This is a genomic window from Sphingomonas sp. (assembly GCF_036731925.1).
In the GTDB taxonomy this organism is placed as follows: domain Bacteria; phylum Pseudomonadota; class Alphaproteobacteria; order Sphingomonadales; family Sphingomonadaceae; genus Sphingomonas.
The window spans coordinates 1,402,836-1,426,974 of sequence record NZ_DAINDJ010000002.1; the positions used below are offsets into that span (position 1 = coordinate 1,402,836).

Consider the following 24,139-nt stretch of genomic DNA (forward strand, 5'->3'; position numbering starts at 1 on the left):
GGACCGATCAGCCGAGCCGGGCGCACTTCCTCCCGGGATCACAACCCCCGTGATGCCGCGTGCGTTGCAGCAGCGGACGCGAATTGCGAGCGTTACAGGTCCGGAAGCGTCTGATCGGCGCTTCCCCAGCCCCGCAAGGCCCGGCTGCCGGCGCGCTCGATCAGCGTGGCGGCGTCCTGAATTGTGAAAACATGCGCGCTGTCGATGTCGCGCAGCTCGGTCCAGGTGACGGGCGCCGCCACCGGCCCATTCGCCCGCGCCCGGGCGACATAGGGAAGCACCGCCGTCGCACCGCGCTGGTTGCGCAGATAGTCGATGAAGATGCGACCGACCCGGTTCGCTTTCTTGAGATTGGCGGTGAAACGCTCGGGCTCGGCCTGGGCGAGCGCACGGGCGAAACGCTCGCAGAAGCTCTTGGCGGCCGGCCATTCGGCCTGGGGCACCAGCGGCACCACCACGTGCACGCCCTTGCCGCCGGAGAGCAGCGGCCAGCTGGTCAGCCCGATTTCGGCGAGCTGCTCCTTCAGATATTCCGCGGCCTTCTTGACCACGCCGAAGTCTAGGCCCTCATCGGGGTCGAGGTCGAACACCAGGCGATCGGGTTTCTCGACATCGGCGACGCGCGATCCCCAGCCATGAAATTCGATCGTGCCCATCTGCACGCAGGCAAGCATGCCATCCACGTCGGAGACGTAGAGATAGGGTTGGGTAGATCCGTCCTTCTCGCGAATGTCGACATGATGGACCTGCTCGCCAAAGCTGCCGGCATCATGCTTCTGGAAAAAGCATTGCTTGGCACGGCCCTGCGGGCAGCGGACCAGACTGATCGGGCGATCGGCCAGCCAGGGCAGCGCGATCGGGGCGACCGCTGCATAATAGTCGGCAAGGTCGCCCTTGGTCAGCTTCGATTCGGGGAAGATCACCCGGTCGCGGCTGCTGATCTTGATCGTGGAGGGGGCGGCTTCGGGCAGCGCAGCCGGCTCCTCGGCGACTACCGCGTCGGCCGGCTTGTCTTCGCGCAGGCCGAGGAAGCTGGCATGGCGCACCACCTTTTCGGCGGTGAATTCGGCAAAGGCGATCTCGGCGACCAGCTCGGGCTTTACCCAATGCGCGCCGCGAGCCTCGGGGCGGGGGACCTTGGCGGCCGGTTTCTCGGCGGCGAGCGCGTCGAGGCGTTCGCGCACGACAAGAAGCGTGTCGCTGTTGAAGCCGGTGCCCACCTTGCCGGCATAGACAAGCCCCTCTGGCCCGTTCAGCCCGAGCAGCAGCGACTTGAAGCCGCGTCCCCGCGCCGTGGACGCAGTCCAGCCGAGGATCACGAATTCCTGGCGGTGGGTGCACTTGATCTTGAGCCACGCCTTGCTGCGAGTGCCGCGATAGGGGGCATCGGCGCGCTTCGATACGACGCCTTCGAAGCCTTCGCGGCACATGCTCTCGAACAGCTGTTCGCCCTTGCCGATAATGTGTTCGGAGAAGCGGATGCGCGCGTCGGCGCCCTCGAGAAGCGTGCGGAGTCGTTCCTTGCGGTCGAGCTGGGGGAGGGTAGTCAAATCCTCGCCCGCGGCGGCGAGCAGGTCGAAGGCGAAGCAGACCAGCCCCGCACCGCCCGCGGAGATTGCCTCCTGCAGCGTGGAGAAATCGGGCTTGCCGTCCTTCATCGCGACGATCTCGCCATCGACCAGCGCGCCGGGCGGGAGGGTCGCGGCGGCTTCGGCGATGCCGGGGAATTTGTCCGTCCAGTCAAGGCCGGAGCGGGTGTAGATCCTGGAGCCGCCGCCGCCGGTGGCGATCAGCGCCCGGTACCCATCATATTTGATCTCGTGCAGCCACTGGTTGCCGGTGGGCACGGCGTCGACCAGCGTGGCAAGCTGGGGGGACTGGAAGGCGGGCGGGGGCGATCCTTTGCGGGACCGCGCGGCGACTTTCCCTTTGTCATTCCCGCGAAGGCGGGAATCCATTGATGGAGCCATCTCGGCGCTTGCTGCTGAGCGATTTGCTAATGGATCCCCGCCTTCGCGGGGATGACGAGCGAGGGCGGGTCGCTTCCGCCCCTGGACTTGCTTGGGTTTCGCGCCCTCCGCAATCTCCTGCATGGTGCGGCCCGTGGTGACGCTGGTCAGCCCGGTTTCCACCAGTTCGTCCGTCGCGCCGGCATACGCATCGTTGATCTTGCGGAGCAGCCAGTTCTCCGCCTTCTCCTTACCGCGCGGCTTGAGCCGGATCAGCAGCCATTCGCCCTGCATCCGTGTCCCGTGCAGCACGAAGTGGAGATGACCCTTCTCCAGATCCTTGGCGCTCTTGCCCGCAATCGGCTCCCAGGTGCCGGTGTCCCACAGCATCACCGTGCCGCCGCCATATTGGCCCTTGGGAATCGTGCCTTCGAAATCCGCATAGGAAAGCGGATGGTCCTCGGTGCGGACCGCCAGCCGCTTCTCGTCGGGATCGAGGCTGGGGCCGCGCGTCACCGCCCAGCTCTTCAGCACGCCGTCGATCTCCAGCCGGAAATCCCAGTGGAGCCGCGTGGCGTCGTGCTTCTGGACAAGGAAGCGGTTGCCGCCGGTCTTGGCCACCTTGCCGGCGGGCTCCGCGGTCTTGGCGAAGTCGCGCTTGGCGTTGTAGCGGGCGAGGCTGTCGGGATCAGGCACGTTTCTTCGCCGCGGGCTTCTTGGCGGGCGCCTTGGTCTTGGCGGGCGCCTTGGCAGATGCCTTTTTCGGCGCCGTGCTCGGTTTGGCATCACCCGAACCCAGCGACTTCTTCAGCGCCGCCATCAGATCGACCACGTTCGAGCCGCGCTCGTCCGGCTTGTCCGGATCCTCCAGGATCTTGGCGCCCTTGGCCTTTTTCTTCTTCTCGATCAGTTCGCGCAGCGCATCGACATAGCGATCGTGGAAGCCCTTGGGGTCGAACTTGCTGGCCTTCTTCTCGATCAGCGTCTGTGCGAGATCGAGCAGTTCGGGATCGGGTTCGCTGTCGGGGATCTCACGGAAATAGCCCTGCGCCTTCTGCACCTCGTCGGCATAGCGCAGTGTTTCCAGGATCATGCCGCGCCCGCACGGCTTGAGGCTGACGACATATTCGCGACCGCGCATCGCCAGCTGGCCGAGCCCCACCTTGCGCGCGCGACGCAGCGCCTCGCGCAGCACGATGAAGGCCTCTTCGGCAAGGTCGTCCGCCGGCACGACGAAATAGGGGCGCTCGTAATAGAGCACGTCGATCTCGTCGGCGTCGACGAACTGGGTCAGCTCCAGCGTCTTGCGCGATTCGAGTTTCACCGCGTCGATCTCGTCCTGCTCGAGCAGGACGTATTCGCCCTTCTCGACCTCGTACCCCTTCACGATCTCGTCGGGCTCGACCGCGCCGATGCCCGGTGCGACCTTCTCGTACTTGATCCGCTGGCCGCTCGGTTCATGGATCTGGTGGAACGCGATCTGCGCGCCCGATTTGGTGGCGGTGTAGATCTCGACAGGGATCGAAACGAGGGCCAACCGTATCTGTCCCTGCCAATAGGCGCGTGCGGCCATGCGGAAGTCTCCTCGTTGCAGGCCCGATTCAATTCCCCAAAGGTCAGTGTGTTCCGCCCATCGCAACGGCGGCGTTTAGGCTGTAGAGGCACCACCCATGAGCACCGATCCTTTTGCGCTGTTCCACGACTGGTACACCGAGGCGCGTACCACCGAGATCAACGATTCCAACGCGATGGCCCTGGCCACCGCCGATGCCGCCGGGCATCCCTCGGTACGGATGGTGCTGCTGAAGGGCTATGACGAACGCGGCTTCGTCTTCTACACCAACCGCGAGAGCCGCAAGGCGGGCGACCTAGCCGCGAACGGCCATGTCGCGCTGCTCTTTCACTGGAAGTCGCTGCGCCGCCAGATCCGCATCGAAGGCCCGATCGCCTTCGCGAGCGACGCGGAGTCGGATGCCTATTTCGCCAGCCGCAGCCGCGACTCGCAGCTCGGCGCCTGGGCTTCGGACCAGTCGCGCCCGCTCGACAGCCGCGCCACCTTCGAGGCTCGCTTCGCCGAGGTGCAGGCGCGGTTCGATGGCCAGCCGGTGCCGCGCCCGCCGCATTGGGGTGGCTATCGCGTGACGCCGGAGCGGATCGAGTTCTGGCTCGATCGCGAACACCGCCTGCACGAGCGCCGGGTGTTCACCCGTACCGCCGGCGGATGGGATGAAGGCATGTTGTTCCCGTGAACAATCTTGCCCGCCGCGCGGCGATCGCCAGCGTCTGCAGCGCGCTATTCCTGGGCGCGATCAAATCCTACGCGGCGGTGAAGACCGGATCGGTGGCGGTGCTGGCCAGCCTCGCCGATTCTGGGCTCGACCTGGTTGCCTCGCTGGTGACGCTGGGCGGTGTGCACTGGGCCTCGCAGCCGGCGGACGACGAGCATCGCTTCGGCCATGGCAAGGCCGAGGCGCTGGCGGCGCTGTTCCAGGTGGTGATCATCGCCATCTCCGGCTTCGCCATCCTGCTGCGCGCGGTGCAGCGGCTGGTGCAGAACCAGCTGAGCGCCGATCCCGAAGCCGGCATCGTCGTCTCGGTCATCGCGATCGCCGTGACGCTGGCGCTGACCCAGTATCAGCGATCGGTGATCCGCCGGACCGGCTCGATCGCGATCACTACCGACAGCATCCACTACAGCTCGGACTTGTACCTCAACGCCGCGGTGGTCGGTGCGTTGGTGAGCGAGAGCTATCTTGGGCTGCGCGGCGCGGATCCCGTGTTCGGCATCGCCATCGCCTTCTGGTTGCTCTGGGGCGCGTGGCGCGCATCGGTCGCGGCGATCGACCAGCTGATGGATCGCGAATGGCCCGAGGAGAAGCGCCGCCGCTTCGTCGAGATCGCGGCCGAGCATCCCGAGCTGAAGAGCCTGCACGACCTGCGCACCCGCACCAGCGGCAATCGCGACTTCGTGCAGTTCCATGTCAGCATGCGGTCCTGCATGACGATCGCCGAGGCGCATGACGTGGTGGAGCGGCTGGAAGGCGCGCTGGGCGAGGCGTTTCCGGACACCGAGATCCTGATTCATGTCGATCCGGACGGCCATGTCGACGAGCCCGACAACGCCATGGCCGAAACCAATCTGCTCGACGAAAGCGGCACACAAACCATCGGACAGTAACAACCGCCCCGACGACTTCCTATCTGTGCCACCCGAAGCCCGAGGAGTCGCCGTCTTGCATGCCCCACAACCCACCGCTCGGCTCGGCCGCGGCCTGACCTTCGCCATGGCGGCGGCGGCGGGGATCGCGGTCGCCAATATCTATTACAACCAGCCGATGCTGGGCATCATCGAGCGCGACCTGCCGGGCCAGCCCGCGGGGCTGGTGCCGACGGCCACCCAGCTCGGCTATGCGGCGGGACTGTTCCTGCTCGTGCCGCTGGGCGACCTTCACGAGCGCAAGCGACTGATCGTGCTGCAATTCCTGGTGCTGGCGGCGGCCCTGGTGGCAGCTGCGCTGGCGCCCAACGCCTGGTTGCTGATCGGCGCGTCGCTGCTGGTCGGCGCGGCGGCGAGCGTCGCGCAGCAGATCGTGCCGTTTGCCGCACACCTCGCCGATCCGGCGCGGCGCGGGCAGACGGTGGGCACGGTGATGGCCGGGCTGCTCTGCGGCATCCTGCTCAGCCGGACGCTGTCAGGCTTTGTCGGCACGCATCTGGGCTGGCGCGAGATGTTCTGGCTGGGCGTGCCACTGGCGCTCGGCACCGCAGGCGTCATGGCATGGCGGCTGCCGCGCAGCGAGCCCGAGGCGACGCTCGGCTATGGCGCGCTGCTCGGATCGCTGGGCAGCCTGTGGCGCGAATTCCCGGCGCTGCGGCTGGCGGCGATCACCCAGGCGCTGCTGTTCGCCGGCTTTACCGGCTTCTGGACGATCCTTGCGCTCTACCTGGAAACACCGCGCTTCCGGCTTGGTGCGGACGTGGCGGGGCTGTTCGGTGTGGTCGGCGCGGCGGGCATCCTCGGCGCGCCGCTGGCGGGCCGCATCGCCGACAGGACCGGGCCGCACCGGGTGGTGCTGCTCGGCGCGCTGCTCGCGGTGGCAAGCTGGCTGCTGTTCGGGCTGTGGGCGAGCATCGCGGCGCTGGTGATCGGCGTGGTCGTGCTCGATTTCGCGGTGCAGAGCGCGCTCGTTTCCAACCAGCACATCATCTTCGCGCTGCGGCCGGAGGCGCGGGCGCGGCTCAACACCGTGCTGATGGGCTCGATGTTCCTCGGCGCCTCGGCCGGCTCCGCAACCGCCACCTATGCCTGGGGCATCGGCGGCTGGACTGGGGTGGCGCTGCTCGGGGGCGGGTTGTCGCTGGTCGCTGCGCTGCTCCAGCTGGTGAATCGTCGAAAGGGCTGAACGCGGGGAACAGCCGCCGCTGCATGTCGTTTGCTCGGTATCAGGAGAAGCGCCATGCCCGATCCGGACGACCAGACCCGCACCCAGCCCCGCCCCAACCTCTCGACCGAACCCGGCGAGAAGGGTGACAAGGGTGGCACCAGCACCCAGCCCCGCCCGAATATCTCGACCGAGCATCAGCAGGAAGGCGATGCCGCCCACCCCAGCGACACGCTGGATCGCGGCCAGACGAATCGCTGACCGGTTCAGGGGGACGAGATCGTGGAAGAACCCGAAACGGGCGCCACCGCACCTGCGCGCGACCAAGGCGGGGCTTCGGCTGCGCTGCTGATCATCGACATGATCAACACCTTCGACTTCGAAGGCGGCGACGCACTCCGCGCTCGCGCCGACGCGATCGCCGGGTCCATCCTCAAGTTGCGCGATGCCTTTGATGCCGCCGATCTGCCCACTGTCTACGTCAACGACAATTTCGGCGAATGGCATTCCGAGAAGTCGCGGCTGATCGACAGGGCGTTCGATGGCGCCCCCGACGGCCTGGCCAGGATCAAGCCGCGCGAGTGCGACTATTTCGTGCTCAAGCCGCAATTCTCCGGCTTTTATGCCACAAACCTGCCGGTGCTGCTGCCCAAGCTGGGCGTGCGCCGGCTGGTGCTGACCGGCGTCGCGACCGACATCTGCGTGCTGTTCACCGCGGGCGACGCGCACATGCGCGACTATGCGCTGTGGGTGCCCGAGGACGCGGTGGCGACGCAGGACGAGGATCGCGGCCGCTGGGCGCTGGAGATCATCGCGCAGAGCATGGGCGCCGACATCGCCGCGACGGAGGCGCGTTCGCCGGACGAATGGCTGGCCGAGGCGCAGCGTGGCTGAGCGCGGCGCCCGCCTCCTGCCCCTGTTGCTGCTGCTCGGCGGGTGCAGCGGCGCCAGCATCTTGCGCCCGGGCGGGCCGATCGGCGCGAACAACCGCACCATCCTGCTCGATTCACTGGTGATCATGCTGGCGATCATCGTCCCCACGATGATCGCCACGCTTGTCTTCGCCTGGTGGTTTCGCGCCGGTAACGGCAAGGCGCGCTATCGGCCCGAGTTCGTCTATTCGGGGCGGATAGAACTGATCGTCTGGTCGATCCCGCTGCTGACGATCCTGTTCCTGAGCGGCCTGATCTGGATCGGCAGCCACGAACTCGATCCTGCCAAACCGCTCGCGTCCAAGACGCCGCCGCTCGAGGTGCAGGTGGTGTCGCTCGATTGGAAATGGCTGTTCGTCTATCCGGCGCAAGGCATCGCGACGCTGAACCAGCCGGTGGTGCCGGCCGGCGTGCCGATCCGCTTTCGCCTCACCTCGGCCAGCGTGATGAACAGCTTCTTCGTGCCGCGGCTGGGCAGCCAGATCTACACTATGAACGGGATGGCTACGACCTTGCACCTGCAGGCCGATCAGCCCGGCAGCTATTACGGCCAGAGCGCGCATTACAGCGGCGACGGCTTTTCGGACATGAACTTTCGGCTTCACGCGGTCCCGGTGGCGGACTTCACCCGCTGGGTGGCATCCGTAAAGGCGGCCGGCGGCCTGCTCGACGGACCTGCCTACGCGCAACTCGCGCGGCAGAGCCAGAATGAGCCCGCCAAGCATTGGGGCGCGGTGCAGCCGGGGTTGTTCGACATGGTGGTGGCGCAGCACCTGCCGCCGGCCCCCGGCCCCGAACAGGGCCGCGACGGCCAACCACAGGTTTCCCCCGGAACGGCGGAGTGACGATGCTCGGTAAGCTCTCCTGGTCCGCGATTCCGTTCAGCCAGCCGATCCCGCTGATCGCCGCGGGCGGCGTGGCGCTGGCGCTGGTTGCGGTGCTCGGCTGGATCACCGTGAAGGGCCATTGGCCCTATCTGTGGAAGGAATGGATCACCTCGGTCGATCACAAGCGGATCGGGGTGATGTACGTGCTGCTCGGGCTGGTGATGCTGCTGCGCGGCTTCGTCGACGCGATCATGATGCGCACTCAGCAGGCGAGCGCGATCGGCCATGCCCAGGGCTATTTGCCGCCCGAGCATTACGACCAGATATTCTCCGCGCACGGCACGATCATGATCTTCTTCGGCGCGATGCCGGTGGTGATCGGGCTGATGAACTTCGTCGTGCCGCTCCAGCTCGGCGTGCGCGACGTGGCCTTTCCGACGCTCAACTCGACCAGCTTCTGGCTGACGGCTTCGGGCGCGCTGCTCGTCAACATGAGCCTGGTGATCGGCGAATTCGCCCGCACCGGCTGGCTGCCCTACGCGCCCTTGAGCGAGACGACCTATTCGCCTGGCGTCGGTGTCGATTATTATGTCTGGGCGATCCAGATCTCGGGCGTCGGCACGTTGATGTCGGGCATCAACCTGGTGACGACGATCCTCAAGATGCGCGCGCCCGGCATGGGCTATCTCCGCATGCCGATGTTCTGCTGGACGGCGCTGGGCGCCAACATGCTGATCGTCGCGGCCTTCCCGATCCTCACCGCCACGCTCGCGATGCTGACGCTTGACCGGTATCTCGGCTTCCATTTCTTCACGAATGAAGCCGGCGGCAACATGATGATGTTCGTGAACCTCATCTGGGCCTGGGGGCATCCGGAGGTCTATATCCTCATCCTGCCGGCGTTCGGCATCTTCTCCGAGATCTTCTCCACCTTCTCGTCCAAGCCGCTGTTCGGCTATCGCTCGATGGTGGCGGCGACGCTGTTCATCGTCGTCGTCTCCTTCACGGTGTGGCTGCACCATTTCTTCACGATGGGGGCAGGGGGCGACGTCAACGCCGCCTTCGGCATCGCCACCAGCATCATTGCGGTCGGCACCGGCGTGAAGATCTACAACTGGCTGTTCACCATGTATGGCGGCCGGGTGCGCTTTCCGACGCCGATGCTGTGGTCGCTCGCCTTCATGACGACCTTCATCATCGGCGGGATGACCGGGGTGCTGCTCGCGGTGCCGCCGGCCGACTTCATGCTGCACAATTCGATGTTCCTGGTCGCGCACTTCCACAACGTCATCAACTCGGGCGTGATCTTCGGCGCGTTCGCCGGCATTACCTACTGGTTCCCCAAGGCGTTCGGCTTCCGGCTCGACGAGTTCTGGGGCAAGATGGCGTTCTGGCTGACGCTCGCCGGCTTCCTGATCGTGTTCGGCGCGCTTTATGTGCTGGGGCTGGAGGGCATGACGCGGCGGCTCCAGCATATCGACTTCACTGAATGGGCGCCGTGGCTGTACGTTTCCGTGGCGGGTATCGGGGTGATGATCCTCGGCGTCGCGTCGCAGATCCTTCAGATCGTCGTCAGCATCCGCAATCGCGAGCAGTTGCGCGACGAAACTGGTGACCCCTGGGACGGCCGCTCGCTCGAATGGGCGACGACGTCGCCGCCGCCGGCGTTCAACTTCGCGGTGCTGCCACGCGTGCACGGCGAGGAGCCCTATTGGACGATCAAGCGCCAGGCGATCGAAAGCCAGGGTCTTGCCGACGAACCGACGTACGAGGCAATCGAGATGCCCCGCAACTCGGCAACCGGCGTTGTCACTGCCTTTTTCGCCACGCTGATCGGCTTCGCGATGATCTGGATGATCTGGTGGCTGGCGGCGCTCGGCTTTGTCGGCGCCTACGCCACCTTCGTGGTCTTCGCCTGGCGTGACGAGGAGGAGAAGGAGATACCTGCCGAGGAAGTTGCGCGGATCGACCGTGCTCGTCGCGCCTCGCGCCAGAAGTGGCTCGAGGAGAACCGGGAGCAGCCGGCATGACCGCCAAGGCGCAGGATCCCTATCGCATCGGCCGTGGCGGCGGGGACAGCAATACCGGCCGCGGCGAGGGCGGGCCGGCCAGCAAGCGCACCACGGTCGGATATGGCTTCTGGATCTACCTGCTCAGCGACATCATCCTCTTCTCCGGCTTCTTCGCCGCCTATGCGGTGCTCGCCAAGCAGACCGCCGGCGGGCCCTCTCCGCATGAACTGTTCGGCCAGGAACGGGTGGCGCTGGAGACCGCCGCGCTGCTCCTCTCCAGCTTTACCTGCGGGCTTGCGGGTGTGGCGGCAGAGCGTGGACGGATGCTGCCTGCGCAGCTCTGGCTGTTGGCCACAGGCGTCCTCGGCGCGGTGTTCCTGGGGCTGGAGGTGACCGAGTTCGCCGAGATGATCGGCGAAGGTGCCGGGCCGCAGCGCAGCGCCTTCCTCTCGGCGTTCTTCGGCCTGGTCGGGCTGCACGGCCTGCATATCGCGGTAGGGCTGCTCTGGCTCGGCACGATGATGGCGCAGCTCTGGGTAAAGGGCTTTCAGCCGCAGGTGCGGCGGCGGCTGATGTGCTTCAACCTGTTCTGGCACGCGCTCGACATCGTCTGGGTCGGCATCTTCACCATGGTTTACCTGATGGGAGTGGCGCCATGAGCGAGCGCGAAACGGATAGCGGCGATACCGCGCCCGGCGACGAGGCTGCCGAGGGCGAGGAGTTCGCCGGCGGTACCAGCGGCTACATGGTGGGGCTGGGGCTCGCGGCCCTGCTGACCGCCGCTGCTTTCGCGATGGTCAACCTGCCGCTGGTGTGGCGGCCGGCGGTGCCGATGGCGCTGGTGGTGCTGGCGATCGCCCAGATGGGCATCCACCTCGTCTTCTTCCTCCACGTGACCACCGGCCCGGACAACGCCAACAACGTGCTGGCGCTGGCGTTCGGCGTGCTCGTGGTGCTGCTGCTGATCGGCGGATCGGTATGGATCCTGGGGCACCTCGACCACAACATGATGCCGATGGGGCGGCAGATGCACGGCTTCCCGTGACGCCGCCGCTCAGCCCATGATGCCGAGCAGCGCCAGGATCAGCAGGAAGAGGGTGGCGATGATGGAGATGAACCACAGCAACAGGCCGGTCCGGAAGATCGCCGAACGCCAGCGCAAGCCATAGGCCTGCTTCAGCTGCCGGCACATATGGATCGGCGGCACGAGCAGGGCGAACCAGATCAGAATGTCGCTGGAGACCCGCATCGCGGCGAGCAGGGTGACGCCGATGAACAGCATCGACATCGCCGCGATCGAATAGGTGACGAACACCGCGTGATCGTAGAGCTTGTACTGCCGCTTCCAGAAAAACAGCAGCCACAGGAACGGGATTGATAGCGGGATCAGCAGCCAGGAGAATTTGTAGATGCTCGATTGCAGCTTGTAGAGCATCAGCGAAGGGTTCTTCTGCCACTTCTCGACCCCGTGATCGAGTGCGTGCCAGCCGGTATGCACTTCCTTGATCTCGTCACCGCCCTCGCGCATCACCTTGGGTATCTGGGTGAGGGCAGACTTGTATCCGGCGATTTCGCGGTCGGCCTCGGCGATATCGGCCGCCAGGTCGGCGCGGTCCGGATCGCTTGCTTCCAGCTTGGCGAGCTTAGCTGATTTCTTGGCCCGGGTGGCCTCCGCCTTGGTGATCGAATGCTGGAGCGCAACCGTCGGCCTCGCGCTGTTGCTGTCCAGATCGGTCGGCGTCGAGATGCCGAGAACCTGGAATATCGCGAACATGGTGAAGATCGAAAACAGGAACATCGCCATTGGCGAGACGAAGCGGGCACGCTCGCCGGCGATGTAGCGGCGGGTCAGGTCGCCCGGCCGCCAGGCGAGCAGCGGCAGGGTGCGCCACATCTTGCCTTCGAAGTGCGCGACGCCGTGCAGCAGCTCGTGCCCGATCGCGCCCAGCGAGCGATGGACGTGCCCCGATTGCCCGCATTCATGGCAATGCGGGCCGACCAGCGCGGTCCCGCAATTCAGGCAGATCGTGCCATGCCCATGGCCCTGATGCTCGCCCGCGTGCGGCTCCACCGCGCGGCCGAGCAGGCCCCCCATCACCAGTTCGCCGGCTGCGTCCAATTCCCCCATGGGGGCCGAGGCTATCAGCTTCCGGCGCTTCGTGCTAGCGACTGCAGCATGGCCGACACCGACACGCCCGACACACAGATGCTGATCGCCGACATGGGCCGCCGCGCCCGTGCCGCCGCCGCGGTACTGGCGGCGCTGCCAAGCCCGGCCAAGGCGCAGGCGCTGCGATACGCCGCCGCGGCGATCCGCGCGTCGCAGGATGCGATCCTTGCCGCCAACGCCGAGGACATGGCCAGCGGCCGCGCGAACGGCCTGTCTGATGCGATGCTGGACCGGCTGCTGCTCGACGCCAGGCGGATCGAGGGCATGGCGGCCGGCATCGAAGCCGTCGCGGGGCTGGAGGATCCCGTCGGCCGCACGCTGGACGAGCGGAGCCGGCCCAATGGTCTGGTGCTCAAGCGCGTCCGCGTGCCGATCGGCGTGATCGGGATCATCTACGAGAGCCGGCCCAACGTCACCGCTGATGCCGGCGCCCTGTGCCTGATGTCCGGCAATGCAGCGATCCTTCGCGGCGGTTCGGAGGCGATCCGCAGCAACCGCGCGATCCATGCCGCGCTGGTGCAGGGGCTCACCCAGGCGGGGCTGCCCGCCGCTGCGATCCAGTTGGTGCCGGTAACCGATCGCGCCGCGGTTGGCGCGATGCTAACAGCCGAGGGGCTGATCGACATGGTCGTGCCGCGCGGCGGCAAGAGCCTGGTCGCCCGCGTGCAGGCGGAGGCGCGGGTGCCAGTGCTCGCTCATCTCGATGGAATCAATCACAGCTATGTCGACCGTGCTGCCGATCCCGCGATGGCGCGGGCGCTGGTGGTCAACGCCAAGATGCGCCGTACCGGCATTTGTGGCGCGACCGAGACGCTGCTGATCGACCGCGGCTTCGCCGACCCCAAGCCGATCCTCGCCGCGCTGGCGGAGGCGGGCTGCGAACTGCGCGGCGATGCCGAGGTGCAGGCGCTCGACGCGCGCGTGCAGCCGGCGACGGACGAGGATTGGGATACCGAATATTTGGAAGCGATCCTCTCGGTGAAGCTGGTCGACGGCGTCGACGGCGCAATCGCGCACATCGCCGCACACAGCTCGCACCACACCGACGCCATCATTACCGCGGAGGCCGAGACGGCGGCCCGATTCCTGAGCGGCGTCGACAGTGCGATCGTGATGTGGAACGCCTCCACCCAGTTCGCCGATGGCGGCGAGTTTGGTCTTGGCGCCGAAATCGGCATCTCTACCGGCCGCCTCCACGCCCGCGGGCCTGTGGCGTTGGAGGGGCTGACCACCTACAAATGGCTGGTGCTCGGCACCGGCCAGGCACGGCCTTGAAGGCGGGTTCGGCGAAGGATAGATTCATCCCATGAACAAGCCGGCCAGGATCACTGCCGAACTCTCCGCCGAGACGCTGGCGATGGTGGAGGAAGTTGCCGCCTGGCAGGGCCGCAGCGCTGCAGAATTCGCCGCTGAGGCGATCCAGCGCGTCGCCGAGACGGAAGCGGATTACCGCGCCTTCATCCAGGAGGGCATCGACGCTGCGGACCGTGGCGACGTGGTGCCGCACGCCCAAGTGATGGCGGAACTCGACGCGATGATCGAGCGGCATCGGCAGCGATGCCAGAGCTAGTCTGGACTACGCCGGCTATTCGCGATCTTCAGGCCATCGACATCTGGTTATCCGAGCATCGTTCCGCGGCATTGGCGGAGCAGAGGTTGGCGCGGCTTCGCGAACGTGCCGAGTTCCTCACGCGGTTTCCGCACATCGGCCGTCCCATCGACGGTGGCGTCCGGGTCCTGCGTGTCTTTGATTCGCCCTATCTTCTCCTGTACCGGTTGAAGAACGGGAAGCTGGAAATCCTCCGCATCCGCCACGAACGTGAAGATTGGCTCGTCACCCGTTGAAACGCATCGGACTTCTCGGGGGCTCGTTCAATCCGGCGCATCGTGGGCATCGGCGGTTGTCGCTGCATGCCATCCGTGCACTCGATCTTGACGAGGTGTGGTGGATGGTTTCGCCCGGTAACCCGTTGAAGGACAAGGCGGGCATGGCGCCGTTCGAGGCGCGCATGGCCGCGGCGCGGGCGATGGCACGGCACGCCCCGATTCGCGTCACCGCGATCGAGAAGCGGATGAAGACCCGCTTCACCGCCGATACGCTCACCAAGCTGCCCCGCCTGTACCCCAATCATCGCTTCATCTGGCTGATGGGAGCAGACAATCTGGCGCAGTTCCACCGCTGGGAGCGGTGGCGGCACATCGCCCGTCAGGTTCCGATTGCGGTTATCGCGCGTCCGGGGTATGACCGGGGCGCCCATGCAAGTCCTGCAATGGGTTGGCTGCGGCGCGCTGTGCGGCCCGCAGGCCAGGCGAAACATTGGACGCGATGGAGATTGCCGGCACTTGTGCTGTTGCGCTTCCGCCCCGATCCGACGTCGGCAACACGCCTTCGGGCTGCCGATCCTGCCTGGCACCGGCGATTCCTCGGGTCTTCTCCGCATTTGGAACAGGAGAGCCCGGCGCCGTCTCCACTCACATCGCACAGACCGTCGCTAGACTAGGAGCAACCTTGGCCACTTCCCCCAATATGCAGCGTTCGAACGACGCCGACAGCGTCGAAGCGCTGCATAGGCTCGTGCTCACTTCGCTCGAAGACGATCAGGCGGTGGAAACCGTCTCGATCCCCCTCGCCGGCAAGAGCAGCATCGCCGACTATATGGTGATCGCATCGGGCCGCTCGACCCGACAGGTCGCCTCGATGGCGATGAAGCTCGCCGACAAGATCAAGGCCGAGCAGGGCCGCACGCCCCGCATCGAGGGCCTGCCGGCGGCTGACTGGGTGCTGATCGACGCGGGCGACGTGATCGTCCACCTGTTCCGCCCGGAAGTGCGCAGCTTCTACAATCTCGAGCGGATGTGGTCGTTCGAGGGCCAGGCCTGATCTGATCCCGAAGGTCCGCGCGCCATGCTGCTGCACATCGTCGCGCGCGGCCGGATCGGGCGCAGCCCCGAGGCCGAACTGGTCGACCGCTATCTGAAGCGGGTGACCTGGGGTACCCGCGTCACCGAACTACCCGATACCGGCGGCAAGATGCCGGTGCTCGCCCCCGGCACCCGGGTGGTGATGCTCGACGAACTCGGCGAGAACCTTCCCTCCAAGACACTCGCGACACGGCTCGGTGCCTGGCGCGACGACGGGGTGCGCGAGACGCGATTCCTGATCGGCGCGGCCGACGGGTTCGACGATTCCGACCGTGCGGCGGCGGACATGCTGCTGAGTTTCGGCAAGGCGACCTGGCCGCACATGATGGCGCGCGCCATGCTTGCCGAACAACTGTGGCGGGCGATCTCGATCCTCGCCAATCACCCCTATCACCGCGAGGGCTGATGGGGCCGCGGCGCAGCCTCGGCACGGCGGCGGCGCTGGTCGCGATCGCCGTAACGGGCGTGCTAGCCCAGCCCCGGCCCGACATGGCCCAGCAGGCCGCCCGCACCGTAACCGAAGCCAGCCTGGCCGCGAAAGCTGCGGAAGCGCGTGCGAGCCAACTCGAACAGGCTGCCGCTACCGAGCGTGACGGCGAAGCCCGGGCCCGCGCCGAACAGGCGGCGGCGGGCCAGCGAATCAACGCCGCGGAGGCCGAGCAGGCCGCGGCAGAGGCGCGGGTAGCGCTGCTCGATCGGCTGCTTGCCCGCCAGCATACTGCCTTCGCCGAGCGGCAGCGGCCTGCGCTGGCGCTGGTTGCGGCGCTGCAGGTGATGGCGCGACGGCCTTCGGTACTGGCGCTGGCGCAGCCTGGATCGGCACAGGATCTCGTGCATGTTCGCGCGACGCTCGCCAGCCTGCTGCCCGCGATCGAGGCGCGGAGCGCGGGCGTGCGGGCCGATCTGGCGCGCTCGCGCGCCCTGCGCGCTGCCACCGAAAACGCCTTGGCGGAGCTCAAGAAGCGCCGCCTTGACCTTGAATCGCGCCGCCTGGCCGCGCTCCAGCTCGAATCCGCGCATCGGTTGCGGGCGATGACGCTTGGCCGCGATGCCCTGGTGGAATCGGATCGCGCGCTGGCGCTTGGGGAACAGGCCCGCGACCTAGCCGCCGATCAGGAGCGCAGCGAGAGCGCGGCGCAGGTGCGTTCGGACCTGCTCGTCCTGAGCGGCCCGCTGCCGCGCCCCGGCGCCCAGGCCGAGCGGCCGCGCGGCCCGGGCCCCTACCGCCTCCCGGTACGCGGCCAGCTTGTCACCGGCTTCGGCGAGATTTCGGCCGCCGGTGTTCGCGCCCGTGGTCCCAGCTTCGCCGTGCAGCCGGGAGTCGCGGTCGTTGCTCCCGCTGCCGGCACCATCGCCTATGCCGGGCCGTTCGCCGGCTATGGCCAGGTGGTGATCGTCGATCACGGCCAGGGATGGACCAGTCTGCTTTCCGGCCTCGGCACGCTGGCAGTGCGCCCCGGGACCGCCGTGGCGCAGGGGGCACGGCTCGGCACGGCGGGGCCGCGCATCACCGTCGAGCTGCGCCGTCGGGGCCAGCCGCTGGACCTGACCCAATTGCTCGACTGACACAGCGTGCAAATCCCGTTATCCTCGCCTACATTAGCAAGGTCGCCCTTCCGGAAAGTCTCTTGATGCTGCGTTCGTTTCTTCAGGTTTCCGCCGCTGTCGGCGCACTCGCGATCATTCCCATCACATCCGGTGCCATGGCGGGGGTCGACACCAGCAGCTATCGCGAGCTCGATACCTTCATGGAAGTCTACAACACCGTGAAGGCCAATTACGTCGACAAGGTCGACGACAAGACGCTGGTGAAGGGCGCCATCGAAGGCATGCTGGCGGCGCTCGATCCGCACAGCAGCTATGCCGACGGGCTCGATTTCGACAATCTCAAGATCCAGACCGAGGGCAATTACGGCGGCCTCGGCCTCACCGTCACCCAGCAGGACGGCGCGGTGAAGGTAATCGCGCCCACCGAGGACGGCCCGGCTGCCAAGGCCGGCATCAAGTCCGGCGACTTCATCACCCATCTGGACGGCAAGTTCATCGTCGGCGGCAGCCTGGACGAGGCGATCACCCAGATGCGCGGCGCCCCCGGCACCAAGATCGCGCTGACCATCGTTCGCCCCGGCGCCGACAAGCCGCTGCAGTTCACGCTCACCCGCGAGATCATCACCCAGAAGCCGGTGAAGTGGGAGATCAAGGACGGCGTCGGCATCCTCAACATCAACACCTTCACCGCGCATACCGGCGGCGACACCGCGCTCGCCATCCAGGCCATCGAGAAGAAGCTGGGCCACAAGCCGCTCGGCTACATCGTCGACCTGCGCGAGAATGGCGGCGGCCTGCTGACCGAGGCGATCGCGGTGGCTGACGTGTTCCTGACCCATGGCGAGATCGTCTCGCAGCGCGGGCGCGAGAAGACCGATATCGAGCGCTATTATGCCGAGAGCGTGTTCCCGGGCGATCTCGCCAAGGGATTGCCGGTGGTCGTGTTGACCGATTCCGGCACCGCCTCGGCCTCCGAGATCGTGGCCGGCGCGCTGCAGGACCATCACCGCGCGATCGTGATGGGCGTGCGCAGCTTCGGCAAGGGATCGGTGCAGACGATCATGCCGATGGGCCAGCGCGCCGCGCTGCGCCTCACCACCGCGCGCTACTTCACGCCGTCCGGCCATTCGGTGCAGGAAGGCGGCATCAAGCCCGACATCGTCGTGCCGCAGCTTTCCGATCCCGACTACAAGTCGCGGCCGGTGCTGCGCGAGGCCGATCTGCGCCGCCACCTGATCAACCAGGAGAAGGTGGACGACAGCGTGCTCGAGGAAGACACCGCAGCCGATCCGCGCTTCACCGCCACTGCGGACGAGCTGAAGAAGAAGGGCGTCGAGGACTTCCAGCTGAGCTATGCGGTGCAGACCATCGCGCGTCTGGGCAAGACCGCGACCACGAGCGCGGGCAAGTGAGCGCCATGCCGCGGAACGTGCCGGTGCTCGCGCGGTGGCTCGCGCTGCTGTTGCCGCTCGCGCTGCTGGGCGGTGCGCTGGGGTCGCAGTTCATCGGCGGCCTCGTGCCGTGCGAGATGTGCGTGTGGCAGCGCTGGCCGCATCTGGCGGCGATCGTCGTGGCAGCGCTCGCTTTCTTCGCGCGCGGGCGACGGCAGGTGGCGGCGCTGGTGCTGCTCGCCGCGCTGCTGATCGCGGTGAGCGGCGCGATCGGCGTCTATCATGCCGGCACCGAATATCACTGGTGGCAGGGCATCACCAAATGCACGGCTGCGCCCACCAAGGGCTCGCCGATGGACATGCTGACCGAAGCGCTGCGCCGTCCGATCGTCCGCTGCGACGTGCCCCAATGGACGATGTTCGGCATCAGCCTGGCGGGATATAACGCGATCGTCTCTCTGGGCGGTGCGGTGCTGATCGCGCTGCTCGCAACGCGAAAGTCGGTACGATGAGCTGGAAGCCGGGCGATCGGCGCGAGCGCCACGATGCAATGGTCCGGGTGGACCAGGCGGGCGAATATGGCGCGACGCGCATCTATGCGGGCCAGCTCGCGGTGATGGGCGACCGCACGCCGACCGCGCGGCTGATCAGCGGCATGGCCAACCAGGAAGAGCATCACCGCGCCTTCTTCGACGCGCTGATCGCGAAGCGCGGCGTGCGCCCCACGCTGCTCCAGCCCTTCTGGGACGTTGCAGGATTCGGCCTCGGCGTGGTCACTGCCGCGCTGGGGCCACAGGCGGCCATGGCCTGTACGGCGGCGATCGAGACCGAGATCGACCTCCACTATGAGCAGCAACTCGAGCAATTGGGCGACGAGGATCCGGAACTGCGCGACGCCGTCGCGCGATTCCGCGATGAGGAAATCGAGCATCGCGACACCGCGATTGCCTCGGGCGCGGAAAGCGCGCCGGGCTATCCGGTGCTCTCGGCGCTGATCCGGGCCGGGTGCCGGTTCGCGATCGGTGTCTCGAAGCGGATCTGACAGCGGCTATTCAGGTGCGCCGCGGCAGGGCGGCACGCCAACACAGGAGGACAAGGTGCTCAAGAGGATCGCCATTATCACTGCGGCCGCAGCAGCGCCGCTGCTCGCGCCGGGCGCCGCGCATGCCCAGAATGCCGTGCAGAACGGCGTGCTGATCATCTATGGCAACGACAAGTGCCCGACCAACAAGGATGGCGAGGAAATCGTCATCTGCCAGCGCCTCGACGAAGGCGAGCGCTTCCGCATCCCGAAGAACATTCGCGACACCACGCCGACCACGCCGCAGAAGGGCGAGGCCTGGGCCGTGCGCTCGCAGGACGCGCTGACCAACGGCAATTTCGGCACCGGCAGCTGCTCGACGGTGGGCGCGGGCGGCGGCACCGGCTGTTTCGTCCAGCGCGCAACGGCTGCACGCGCCGAGCGCCGGGCGCAGAAGAAGGCCGAAACCGACCTGCCGCTGCCCTGATCGCTCAGCCGCGCGCCCGCGGGATCCACGCGGGCGCCGGCAGCCGGACGGCATCTGCGATCAGCCACAGCATCGCCACGCCGCGAACGCTTGCCGCCAGCAGGATGTCGTACGTCGTGGCATAAGGCCAGGCGTTCGACATGCCGGCGAACCACCAGAATTCGGTGAAATAGGCAGCGATGTCGCCGATCACGAACAGCGCCAGCGGCTTGAGGCGCGGGCTCGTCATCACGAGCAGCGGGTAGATCCACAGGTCGAACTGCGGCGACCATACCTTGTTGGTGAGCAGGAACCAGGCCAGCACCGGCGTGAACAGCACCCAGGGCCGCTCGTGATGCTGCCGCCAGCCGAGACCGACGATCCCCGCCGCGCCCAGCAGGAAGGTGACCGAGGCTGCCTTGTTGCGCTGGGCCACGTCGGACACCCAAAAGCCCTGGTTCGACAGGATCTCCCAGGTCGATCCCGCCGTGCCCGAGCGTTCCTGCGAGAATCGATAGAATTCGGACCAGTTCTCCGGCGCGGCGAGCGCCACCGGCAGGTTCACCACCGCCCATGCGCCCATCGCAACCAGGGTGCAGGCGCTGGCGGTGCGGAGGCGCGTGGCCCAAGTTTGGTCCGGGGCGAACAAGGCGGCGAGCCCGATCAGCGGCAGCAGCAGCACGGGGAACAGCTTCGCGGCAGCCCCCAGCGCCGCGAGCGCCGCCGCCAGCACCAGCCGCTGCCGGCGCGCAGCCAGCATCGCCGCCACGGCGAGCGTCGTCGCCCCCAGATCCCAGTTATGCCCGAGATACAGGATCAGCGGCGGTGCGCACGCCCACAGCCAGAGGCGCTGCCGGTCCATCCCGGCCCGCGCGCACATCCACAGGATCAGCGCCGCGAGCAGGGCGTTGACCAGCGTGACGGCACCCAGGAAAGTCGCGGCAGTGGCATCGGTGCCGAGCACGCCGCGCGCCAGGGCACCCTCGATCCAGATCTGCAGCCCGGTCAGCACCGGATATTCCATCGGCGTCTCGACGTAGGGGATCAGCCCCTGGTCGACGTGTCGCATCGCCCAGAAGGGCACTGCATCGCTGTAACAGCCGCTGGTGTACTGGATCGCGGCAACCCAGCCGCCCGCCATGCAGTGCGCCTTGAAGGCCCAGCCCAGCAGGCAGGTGCACGCCATGCCGAACACCAGCGCGGCCATGCGCCCATCGATCCGCCGAACCATTCGAATTCCCTCCGCCCGCCGCTCGTACAGGGCGGATGGACCAGCGTCCATCTGGACAGCGCGCGCGCAAGAACATAAAAAGAACAGAAATGGCGCAACTTGATACCCGTGCAAAGCTGGCGATCCTCGCCGATGCCGCGAAATATGATGCGTCCTGCGCGTCTTCGGGGACGAGCAAGCGCACGTCCAAGGACGGCAAGGGGCTGGGCTCCACCACCGGCATGGGCATCTGCCATGCCTATGCGCCGGACGGGCGCTGCATCAGCCTGCTCAAGATCCTGCTGACCAACAGCTGCATCTTCGACTGCCACTATTGCATCAACCGCAAGAGCTCGAACGTGCGCCGTGCGCGGTTCACGCCCGCAGAGGTGGTCGATCTCACGCTCAACTTCTACCGCCGCAACTATATCGAGGGATTGTTCCTGTCCTCGGGCATCATCCGCTCGTCCGACTACACGATGGAGCAGATGGTGGAGGTCGCGCGGAGCTTGCGCGAGGACCATCATTTCCGCGGCTATATCCACCTCAAGACGATCCCGGACGCCGATCCGGCGCTGATCCACCAGGCCGGACTGCATGCCGATCGCCTGTCGATCAATGTCGAGCTGCCGACGGTGGCGGGGCTCAAGCGGCTCGCGCCGGAAAAATCCGCGCCGCAGATCGAAGGCGCGATGCTCGGCATGCGCAGCGCGATCGAGGATGGCGCGGACGCGCGAAAGCGCTATCGCTCGGCCCCGAGGTTCGCGCCTGCCGGCCAGTCGACTCAGATGATCGTCGGCGCCGATGCCGCTACCGATGGCGACATCATCGATCGCGCTGCCGGCCTCTATGGCCGCTTCGGCCTTCGCCGCGTCTATTATTCGGCGTTCAGCCCGATTCCCGATGCCAGCACGGTGTTGCCGCTTCAGCGCCCGCCGCTGATGCGCGAGCACCGGCTGTACCAGTCGGACTGGCTGATGCGCTTCTATGAATATCGGCCGGACGAGGTCGCACAGGCGGTGGATCCCGCAACGGGCATGCTTCCGCTCGACATCGACCCGAAGCTCGCCTGGGCGCTGCGCTTCCGGGACCGTTTCCCGGTCGACATCAACCGCGCGCCGCGCGAGGCGCTGCTGCGCGTACCGGGGCTGGGCACCAAGGCGGTCGCCTCGATCCTCGCCGCGCGCAAATGGCGGCGGCTGCGGCTGGAGGATGTGGCGCGGCTCACCGTGTCCCTGGCGAAGATCCGGCCGTTCATCGTCACTGCCGATTGGCGGCCGGTAGCGCTGACCGACAAGGCCGATCTGCACGCCTGGATCGCGCCGAAAAAACAGCAGCTGGAGCTGTTCGCCGCGTGACCACTGGCCTGCGAACGACTCGCGGGAGCAACCCCGGCAGGGCTGGCCGGTTGGGCCTGGGAAACCAGGGAGACATCGCATGGCCGACCAGCCCCGCATTTTCGCCGACCTCATCGCCGATCACGATCGCCAGCGCGAACTGATCGCCAAGATCGACGCCACCTCGGGCGACAGCCCCGAGCGCCGCGACCTGTTTGAACAGCTCCGCCTCGAGCTCCAGTCGCACGCGGCGGCGGAAGAGGAGTCGCTCTACGCGACGATGCTCGCCAATCCCGAGCTGCGCGAGGATGCGCGCCATTCGGTATCGGAGCACAAGGAAGTCGACGACCTGCTCGGCGAGTTGATGGACATTGAGACGTCGTCCTCCGGCTGGCTCGGCAAGTTTCGCGAAATGAAGGATCGCTACTTCCACCATATCGACGAGGAGGAGGAAGAGATGTTCCCGACTGCCGAGAAGGAACTCTCGTCGGAAGAGGAAGAGCGGCTCGGCAAGATCTTCGAGCAGCGCAAGCCCAGGGAGCTGGAGCGCGCCGAAGCCCATCCGCCCGGCGACGAGCGCGAGTAAGCCTTGCGCGCCGTAACGATTGCTGCCGAGGATGATTTCGAAGGCTGGCGCGATGCGGCGCGGGCGCTGGCACAGGCGCATGTCGCGCCGCCCGAGGTGGTGTGGCGGGTCGGTGAAGGCGGCGGCGATCTGTTCGCTACCGAGGTCGCTGCGCCCCCGACCCCGGCAAGCGGCGCAAAGCTGCGTGTGCCCAAGACCTTTGTCGAGCTGGCGCAGACGGTCATCCTGCATTCGGATCCGCAACGCTTTGCGCTGCTCTACACGCTGCTCGCCACTGACCCCCACCGGATCGAGGACCGGGCCGATCCGCTGGTCCGCCGGCTGGAGCTGATGGCAAAGGCGGTCCGCCGCGACATTCACAAGATGCGCGCCTTCGTCCGCTTCCGCGAACTGGTGGACGAGGCGGGCCCGCGCTTCATCGCCTGGTTCGAGCCCGAACATCACATCGTCCGCGCCAATGCCCGCTTCTTCGTCGAGCGGTTCGCGAGCATGCGCTGGTCGATCCTCACGCCCGAGCTGTCGCTCCACTGGGACGGGCAGACGCTCAGCGAAGGGCCGGCTGCCACCCGCGGGGATGCTCCCGCCGATGATCCGGTCGAGGCGGTGTGGAACACCTATTACGCCTCGATCTTCAATCCCGCCCGCCTCAAGACCGGCGCGATGCTGAAGGAGATGCCGCGCAAATACTGGAAAAACATGCCGGAAACCGCGTTGGTGAAGGAGCTTGTGGCGGGTGCCCGGGCGCGGGAGACAGCGATGGTGGAGACGGCACGCAGTTCGGTCGGCGGCAATGTCGAAGGCGCGTGGAACGCGTTGCGCGACGAGGCGGCGGCGTGCACGCGGTGCCCGCTCTACAAGCCGGCGACGCAGACGGTGTTCGGCGAGGGGCCGCTCGATGCGGCGATGATGCTGGTCGGCGAGCAGCCGGGCGACCAGGAGGATCTCGCCGGCCATGCCTTTGTCGGGCCCGCCGGGCAGATGCTGAACCGCGCGCTGGAGGAGGCGGGGATCGACCGCGCCCGCGTCTACGTCACCAATGCGGTCAAGCATTTCAAGTTCGAGCCCCGCGGCAAGCGCCGCATCCACGCCAAGCCCGATGCCGGCGAGATCACCGCGTGCCGCTGGTGGTACGAGCAGGAACTAGCGCTGGTCCGCCCGAAACTGGTCGTGGCCCTGGGCGCCACCGCCGCACGGCAGATCACCGGCAAGGCGGCGACCATCTCCAGGCTGCGGGGCCAGAAGCTGGCGCTGCCCGAAGGCGGCACAGGCTGGGTGACGGTGCACCCCAGCTACCTGTTGCGTCTGCCCGATGCCGAGGCGGCGGCGCAGGCGTACCGGGACTTCGTTGCCGATCTGCGCGGTGCCTGGGCCTTGCTCTAGGCGGGA

The 24,139-nt window shown here is 67.0% G+C and carries 27 protein-coding genes; 23 read left to right on the forward strand and 4 right to left on the reverse strand.

What is annotated here, in order from left to right:
• Positions 1 to 92 precede the first annotated feature (92 nt).
• Both ligD and ku read right to left on the reverse strand, forming a co-directional pair.
• Positions 93 to 2,645, reverse strand: coding sequence for a DNA ligase D (gene ligD / locus V7E00_RS16215; protein WP_333573635.1), 2,553 nt, complete (start codon positions 2,643 to 2,645; stop codon positions 93 to 95).
• Complete coding sequence (gene ku / locus V7E00_RS16220; protein WP_333573636.1) at positions 2,638 to 3,522, reverse strand: non-homologous end joining protein Ku; 885 nt, start codon at positions 3,520 to 3,522, stop codon at positions 2,638 to 2,640. The genes ligD and ku overlap by 8 nt, the downstream gene beginning before the upstream one ends.
• A 97-nt stretch (positions 3,523 to 3,619) precedes the next feature.
• Here ku and pdxH point away from each other — a divergent pair, with 97 nt between their 5' ends.
• From pdxH to cyoD, 9 genes are read left to right on the forward strand one after another with little or no spacing between them, the layout of a single operon-like run.
• Complete coding sequence (gene pdxH / locus V7E00_RS16225; protein ID WP_333573637.1) at positions 3,620 to 4,198, forward strand: pyridoxamine 5'-phosphate oxidase; 579 nt, start codon at positions 3,620 to 3,622, stop codon at positions 4,196 to 4,198.
• On the forward strand, positions 4,195 to 5,127 hold the full coding sequence (locus V7E00_RS16230; RefSeq protein WP_333573638.1) for a cation diffusion facilitator family transporter: 933 nt from the start codon (positions 4,195 to 4,197) through the stop codon (positions 5,125 to 5,127). The genes pdxH and V7E00_RS16230 overlap by 4 nt, the downstream gene beginning before the upstream one ends.
• A gap of 55 nt (positions 5,128 to 5,182) precedes the next feature.
• Positions 5,183 to 6,352 (forward strand): MFS transporter, encoded by a 1,170-nt coding sequence (locus tag V7E00_RS16235; RefSeq protein WP_333573639.1) that lies wholly within the window; start codon positions 5,183 to 5,185, stop codon positions 6,350 to 6,352.
• Positions 6,353 to 6,406: 54 nt separating this feature from the next.
• Positions 6,407 to 6,592 (forward strand): hypothetical protein, encoded by a 186-nt coding sequence (locus V7E00_RS16240; RefSeq protein ID WP_333573640.1) that lies wholly within the window; start codon positions 6,407 to 6,409, stop codon positions 6,590 to 6,592.
• A 21-nt stretch (positions 6,593 to 6,613) separates the two neighbouring features.
• Positions 6,614 to 7,225, forward strand: a complete 612-nt coding sequence (locus tag V7E00_RS16245; protein WP_333573641.1) for an isochorismatase family cysteine hydrolase — start codon at positions 6,614 to 6,616, stop codon at positions 7,223 to 7,225.
• Positions 7,218 to 8,108, forward strand: coding sequence for a ubiquinol oxidase subunit II (gene cyoA, locus V7E00_RS16250; protein WP_333573642.1), 891 nt, complete (start codon positions 7,218 to 7,220; stop codon positions 8,106 to 8,108). The genes V7E00_RS16245 and cyoA overlap by 8 nt, the downstream gene beginning before the upstream one ends.
• Before the next feature lie 2 nt (positions 8,109 to 8,110).
• The gene (gene cyoB / locus V7E00_RS16255; RefSeq protein ID WP_333573891.1) at positions 8,111 to 10,120 is read left to right on the forward strand and encodes a cytochrome o ubiquinol oxidase subunit I; all 2,010 of its coding nucleotides are present in this window, start codon (positions 8,111 to 8,113) and stop codon (positions 10,118 to 10,120) included.
• Positions 10,117 to 10,761, forward strand: a complete 645-nt coding sequence (cyoC, locus tag V7E00_RS16260; RefSeq protein WP_333573643.1) for a cytochrome o ubiquinol oxidase subunit III — start codon at positions 10,117 to 10,119, stop codon at positions 10,759 to 10,761. Before cyoB ends, cyoC begins: the two co-directional genes overlap by 4 nt.
• Complete coding sequence (gene cyoD / locus V7E00_RS16265; protein WP_333573644.1) at positions 10,758 to 11,147, forward strand: cytochrome o ubiquinol oxidase subunit IV; 390 nt, start codon at positions 10,758 to 10,760, stop codon at positions 11,145 to 11,147. Before cyoC ends, cyoD begins: the two co-directional genes overlap by 4 nt.
• 9 nt (positions 11,148 to 11,156) lie before the next feature.
• On the opposite strand, the gene V7E00_RS16270 is transcribed toward cyoD, so the two are convergent.
• Positions 11,157 to 12,230, reverse strand: coding sequence for a DUF3667 domain-containing protein (locus V7E00_RS16270; protein ID WP_333573645.1), 1,074 nt, complete (start codon positions 12,228 to 12,230; stop codon positions 11,157 to 11,159).
• A gap of 48 nt (positions 12,231 to 12,278) precedes the next feature.
• Between V7E00_RS16270 and V7E00_RS16275 the strand changes: the two genes are divergently transcribed.
• The 11 genes from V7E00_RS16275 to V7E00_RS16325 all read left to right on the forward strand — a co-directional run bounded on the left by V7E00_RS16275 (position 12,279) and on the right by V7E00_RS16325 (position 19,641).
• Positions 12,279 to 13,547 carry a glutamate-5-semialdehyde dehydrogenase gene (locus tag V7E00_RS16275; protein WP_333573646.1) on the forward strand — a complete coding sequence of 423 codons (1,269 nt, stop codon included), beginning with the start codon at positions 12,279 to 12,281 and terminating at the stop codon, positions 13,545 to 13,547.
• Positions 13,548 to 13,578: 31 nt separating this feature from the next.
• Positions 13,579 to 13,842, forward strand: coding sequence for a CopG family ribbon-helix-helix protein (locus V7E00_RS16280; RefSeq protein ID WP_333573647.1), 264 nt, complete (start codon positions 13,579 to 13,581; stop codon positions 13,840 to 13,842).
• Entirely contained in the window at positions 13,830 to 14,117 is a 288-nt protein-coding gene (locus V7E00_RS16285; RefSeq protein ID WP_333573648.1) for a type II toxin-antitoxin system RelE/ParE family toxin, read from the forward strand. Before V7E00_RS16280 ends, V7E00_RS16285 begins: the two co-directional genes overlap by 13 nt.
• Positions 14,114 to 14,773: a nicotinate-nucleotide adenylyltransferase gene (locus tag V7E00_RS16290; protein WP_333573649.1), complete on the forward strand. Its 660-nt coding sequence runs from the start codon at positions 14,114 to 14,116 to the stop codon at positions 14,771 to 14,773. Before V7E00_RS16285 ends, V7E00_RS16290 begins: the two co-directional genes overlap by 4 nt.
• 26 nt (positions 14,774 to 14,799) lie before the next feature.
• Positions 14,800 to 15,153, forward strand: coding sequence for a ribosome silencing factor (rsfS, locus tag V7E00_RS16295; RefSeq protein WP_264606900.1), 354 nt, complete (start codon positions 14,800 to 14,802; stop codon positions 15,151 to 15,153).
• Positions 15,154 to 15,177: 24 nt separating this feature from the next.
• On the forward strand, positions 15,178 to 15,600 hold the full coding sequence (locus tag V7E00_RS16300) for a 23S rRNA (pseudouridine(1915)-N(3))-methyltransferase RlmH (protein ID WP_333573650.1): 423 nt from the start codon (positions 15,178 to 15,180) through the stop codon (positions 15,598 to 15,600).
• On the forward strand, positions 15,600 to 16,760 hold the full coding sequence (locus tag V7E00_RS16305; protein ID WP_333573651.1) for a murein hydrolase activator EnvC family protein: 1,161 nt from the start codon (positions 15,600 to 15,602) through the stop codon (positions 16,758 to 16,760). Before V7E00_RS16300 ends, V7E00_RS16305 begins: the two co-directional genes overlap by 1 nt.
• Positions 16,761 to 16,825: 65 nt before the next feature.
• Positions 16,826 to 18,154 carry a S41 family peptidase gene (locus V7E00_RS16310; RefSeq protein ID WP_333573652.1) on the forward strand — a complete coding sequence of 443 codons (1,329 nt, stop codon included), beginning with the start codon at positions 16,826 to 16,828 and terminating at the stop codon, positions 18,152 to 18,154.
• A 5-nt stretch (positions 18,155 to 18,159) separates the two neighbouring features.
• A complete protein-coding gene (locus tag V7E00_RS16315) occupies positions 18,160 to 18,645 on the forward strand; it encodes a disulfide bond formation protein B (protein ID WP_333573892.1) in 486 nt (161 codons plus the stop codon).
• Positions 18,642 to 19,175 (forward strand): demethoxyubiquinone hydroxylase family protein, encoded by a 534-nt coding sequence (locus tag V7E00_RS16320; protein WP_333573653.1) that lies wholly within the window; start codon positions 18,642 to 18,644, stop codon positions 19,173 to 19,175. The genes V7E00_RS16315 and V7E00_RS16320 overlap by 4 nt, the downstream gene beginning before the upstream one ends.
• Positions 19,176 to 19,230: 55 nt before the next feature.
• Positions 19,231 to 19,641, forward strand: a complete 411-nt coding sequence (locus tag V7E00_RS16325; protein WP_333573654.1) for a hypothetical protein — start codon at positions 19,231 to 19,233, stop codon at positions 19,639 to 19,641.
• 4 nt (positions 19,642 to 19,645) lie between these two features.
• Here V7E00_RS16325 and V7E00_RS16330 read toward each other — a convergent pair whose 3' ends face one another.
• Entirely contained in the window at positions 19,646 to 20,851 is a 1,206-nt protein-coding gene (locus V7E00_RS16330) for a hypothetical protein (RefSeq protein WP_333573655.1), read from the reverse strand.
• An 89-nt stretch (positions 20,852 to 20,940) separates the two neighbouring features.
• Between V7E00_RS16330 and V7E00_RS16335 the strand changes: the two genes are divergently transcribed.
• The 3 genes from V7E00_RS16335 to V7E00_RS16345 all read left to right on the forward strand — a co-directional run bounded on the left by V7E00_RS16335 (position 20,941) and on the right by V7E00_RS16345 (position 24,133).
• Positions 20,941 to 22,188 (forward strand): putative DNA modification/repair radical SAM protein, encoded by a 1,248-nt coding sequence (locus tag V7E00_RS16335; RefSeq protein WP_333573656.1) that lies wholly within the window; start codon positions 20,941 to 20,943, stop codon positions 22,186 to 22,188.
• Positions 22,189 to 22,267: 79 nt separating this feature from the next.
• Positions 22,268 to 22,753, forward strand: coding sequence for a hemerythrin domain-containing protein (locus V7E00_RS16340; protein WP_333573657.1), 486 nt, complete (start codon positions 22,268 to 22,270; stop codon positions 22,751 to 22,753).
• Positions 22,754 to 22,756: 3 nt separating this feature from the next.
• Entirely contained in the window at positions 22,757 to 24,133 is a 1,377-nt protein-coding gene (locus tag V7E00_RS16345) for a UdgX family uracil-DNA binding protein (protein ID WP_333573658.1), read from the forward strand.
• Positions 24,134 to 24,139 lie beyond the last annotated feature (6 nt).

Bases quoted from the DNA above. Each gene is read 5' to 3' on its own strand.
- ku (WP_333573636.1), bottom strand. From the start codon at position 3,522: ATGGCCGCACGCGCCTATTGGCAGGGACAGATACGGTTGGCCCTCGTT.
- pdxH (WP_333573637.1), top strand. From the start codon at position 3,620: ATGAGCACCGATCCTTTTGCGCTGTTCCACGACTGGTACACCGAGGCG.
- V7E00_RS16240 (WP_333573640.1), top strand. From the start codon at position 6,407: ATGCCCGATCCGGACGACCAGACCCGCACCCAGCCCCGCCCCAACCTC.
- cyoB (WP_333573891.1), top strand. From the start codon at position 8,111: ATGCTCGGTAAGCTCTCCTGGTCCGCGATTCCGTTCAGCCAGCCGATC.
- cyoC (WP_333573643.1), top strand. From the start codon at position 10,117: ATGACCGCCAAGGCGCAGGATCCCTATCGCATCGGCCGTGGCGGCGGG.
- cyoD (WP_333573644.1), top strand. From the start codon at position 10,758: ATGAGCGAGCGCGAAACGGATAGCGGCGATACCGCGCCCGGCGACGAG.
- V7E00_RS16270 (WP_333573645.1), bottom strand. From the start codon at position 12,230: ATGGGGGAATTGGACGCAGCCGGCGAACTGGTGATGGGGGGCCTGCTC.
- V7E00_RS16275 (WP_333573646.1), top strand. From the start codon at position 12,279: ATGGCCGACACCGACACGCCCGACACACAGATGCTGATCGCCGACATG.
- V7E00_RS16280 (WP_333573647.1), top strand. From the start codon at position 13,579: ATGAACAAGCCGGCCAGGATCACTGCCGAACTCTCCGCCGAGACGCTG.
- V7E00_RS16285 (WP_333573648.1), top strand. From the start codon at position 13,830: ATGCCAGAGCTAGTCTGGACTACGCCGGCTATTCGCGATCTTCAGGCC.
- rsfS (WP_264606900.1), top strand. From the start codon at position 14,800: ATGCAGCGTTCGAACGACGCCGACAGCGTCGAAGCGCTGCATAGGCTC.
- V7E00_RS16300 (WP_333573650.1), top strand. From the start codon at position 15,178: ATGCTGCTGCACATCGTCGCGCGCGGCCGGATCGGGCGCAGCCCCGAG.
- V7E00_RS16305 (WP_333573651.1), top strand. From the start codon at position 15,600: ATGGGGCCGCGGCGCAGCCTCGGCACGGCGGCGGCGCTGGTCGCGATC.
- V7E00_RS16310 (WP_333573652.1), top strand. From the start codon at position 16,826: ATGCTGCGTTCGTTTCTTCAGGTTTCCGCCGCTGTCGGCGCACTCGCG.
- V7E00_RS16315 (WP_333573892.1), top strand. From the start codon at position 18,160: ATGCCGCGGAACGTGCCGGTGCTCGCGCGGTGGCTCGCGCTGCTGTTG.
- V7E00_RS16320 (WP_333573653.1), top strand. From the start codon at position 18,642: ATGAGCTGGAAGCCGGGCGATCGGCGCGAGCGCCACGATGCAATGGTC.
- V7E00_RS16330 (WP_333573655.1), bottom strand. From the start codon at position 20,851: ATGGTTCGGCGGATCGATGGGCGCATGGCCGCGCTGGTGTTCGGCATG.
- V7E00_RS16335 (WP_333573656.1), top strand. From the start codon at position 20,941: ATGGCGCAACTTGATACCCGTGCAAAGCTGGCGATCCTCGCCGATGCC.
- V7E00_RS16340 (WP_333573657.1), top strand. From the start codon at position 22,268: ATGGCCGACCAGCCCCGCATTTTCGCCGACCTCATCGCCGATCACGAT.